The sequence below is a fragment of the Desulfosporosinus sp. OT genome, assembly GCF_000224515.1.
Taxonomy (GTDB): domain Bacteria; phylum Bacillota; class Desulfitobacteriia; order Desulfitobacteriales; family Desulfitobacteriaceae; genus Desulfosporosinus.
Genome location: NZ_AGAF01000138.1, coordinates 1 through 1,745, shown reverse-complemented (window position 1 = coordinate 1,745; position 1,745 = coordinate 1). Strand labels below are relative to the sequence as shown.

The window sequence follows — 1,745 nt, the reverse complement described above, 5'->3', positions numbered from 1 at the left end:
GGCAAGTTCTTATATTGAAGCCTTAAAGGCTGATAAACGTCTAGTCATCTCTAAAGATATCAACGATAGAATCTTAGGAATCAGAAAGGGAAAAGTGTATATTGGAGAAGTAAAAAACTACGTGCTGCCGGATACAAGGCAGGCTATTATAAAGCTGCCTTAAGCAGGGCAAAGCAACAGAGAATGGTTTAATTCAGGGTGGTGCCGACTACGTTAATCGGGTAGCAAATATCGGAGAACGATGGAGAATTTTGTGTCATACGTTTATGAAAAGGCGGTGACGCAAATAGTGGAAATCAAGTGAGGTGAATAAGATAACAGCAATATATAGATTATGATGCTATTTAATAACTTTTCTTGTGATTCTAAGAGGCAATTGCCGAAGAATTGTAGAATACCAAATCAATCACATTGTTCAATGCGAAAAAATATACAAGAAGGAAATGACTGATTTGAAAAAAGTATTTGCAATCTTTCTGGCCACAATCTTGGCTGTGGCAACAATCTCTGGTACAGCGGCAGCCCAACCGAAGACTCTCTATGAGACTAGATATAAACATACCATCACAGATGGAGCAACTCTGGAACATATTTCACGGTTCACAGCAGACGGCTGGTTAAATATCAAAGTTTTGCGCATTGATACCACGAATCCCAATATCAAGATAGATACCCTGGCTAATAGTCATATCACTGATCAGCTTTCTACAGTACTTACCTTAGCCGAGGAAAATGGGGCGGTGGCTGCCGTGAACGCCAGTTTCTTTAATCCGATGGATGGAGGGACCGGATATCCTGACGGGCCTATTGTGCGAGGAGGAGACCTCTTTGCGACATCTGGATGGTACAATCAAAACAAAGATGAAATGGCTTCATTCTCTCTCGATAATACCGGTCAGATACTCTTTAATTACTGGAATAACGCCCTTACCTTGACCGGATTCAACAATGCTTCGTTTGCTGTGTCGCAGTACAACCAGCCGAGCCGTCAGCAATATAATGATGTCACCGTGTTAGATAATAAATGGGGACCTAACACCCTCGGGGCCTCGGAAAAGTATCCTGATTTGGTGGAAATCCTTGTATCCCAGGGACGGGTTGCAGAAATTCGACAAGCTTCGTCTCCTGTAACGATACCTGCTGAAGGTTATGTTGTAATTTCCCGGGGTGAACAAGCAGCCAAACTTCTGGAAAGCTTCAAAATAGGAGAACCGGCAGACTTTACCGTTACCTCCAACCCCAACTGGTCCGATCTGCAAATGTCGGCAACCGGGTCCTCCATCCTGGTCAAGAACGGTCAGATTCCAGAGACTTTTTCTTTTAGTACTGACAGCATTAATAACTACAACCCTCGAACTTTGGTGGGAAGTTCTGAAGATGGCAAACAACTGATTTTGGTCACGGTGGATGGCAGACAGGATAACAGTGTCGGTCTCACTCAGATCCAGTCCGCTCAACTTATGCAGGAATTGGGTGCCTACAATGCTCTGAATTTTGATGGTGGCGGATCGACGACCATGGTAGCCAGAAAGTTGGGAACTTCTACTTTAGATGTTGTCAATATACCTTCTGACGGTTCTTTACGTTCTGTTGCCAACGGTATAGGAATTTTTTCTCAAGCCGCTCCCGGTTCACTGACAAAGCTAATCTTAGAGACCGAGGACCCTAATGTTTTTGTTCATACTTCGAGAAAATTTACACTTACGGGAGTGGACAGCTTCTCTAATCCTGTAGAGGTTAATCCT

General features: G+C 43.5%; 1 protein-coding gene. It reads left to right on the top strand.

The annotated features are described in order from the left end of the window. Positions 1-443: 443 nt before the first annotated feature. A partial coding sequence (locus tag DOT_RS12700) for a phosphodiester glycosidase family protein (RefSeq protein WP_009619161.1) occupies positions 444-1,745 on the top strand: 1,302 nt, incomplete at its 3' end.